This is a genomic window from Lysinibacillus sp. FW301-JW8 (assembly GCF_058788755.1).
This window is the reverse complement of the sequence record NZ_JBYTBB010000156.1, coordinates 1-623: the sequence shown is the minus strand read 5'-3', so window position 1 is coordinate 623 and position 623 is coordinate 1. Positions and strand designations below refer to the sequence as shown.

At 41.9% G+C, this 623-nt stretch carries 1 protein-coding gene; it reads right to left on the bottom strand.

The window, feature by feature from the left end; all coding sequences use genetic code 11:
• On the bottom strand, positions 1-623 hold a 623-nt coding region (locus tag AC3WOM_RS26700; RefSeq protein ID WP_492449221.1), incomplete at both ends, for an aldehyde dehydrogenase family protein.

Below are 623 nucleotides of genomic sequence, written 5' to 3'. Positions count from 1 at the left end.
GTAATGACTGCACCTGTTAATCCATATTCTGTATCGTTCGCAATTTCAATTGCTTGATCGAAATCTTTCGCTTTTGCAATCGCTACAACTGGTCCGAAGATTTCTTCTTTCATCACACGTGCAGAGGCATCTACGTCTGCAAATACTGTTGGTTGTACGAAGTAACCAACTGAATCATCCGCAGTACCACCTGCAACTAGACGACCTTCGCCTTTACCAATTTCGATGTACTCTGTAATTTTATTGAATGCTGCTTGGTCAATCACAGTCGCCATGAAGTTACTGTAATCTGTTGGATCACCTACTGTTAAAGCGTTTGTTAATTCTACAACACGATCTACTACTTGATCATAAACATCCTCTACAATCACCGCACGTGAACATGCTGAACATTTTTGACCAGAGAAGCCAAATGCTGATTTCACGATGGATTGTGCAGCTAGCTCTAGATCTGCTTCCTTATCCACAACGATTGTATCTTTACCGCCCATTTCAGCGATCACACGTTTGATCCAAATTTGACCGTCATTTAGGACAGAGGCACGTTGGTTAATACGTAAGCCTACATCACGTGAACCTGTGAAGCTGATGAAGCGTGTTTTTGGATGATCTACTAAGTAGTC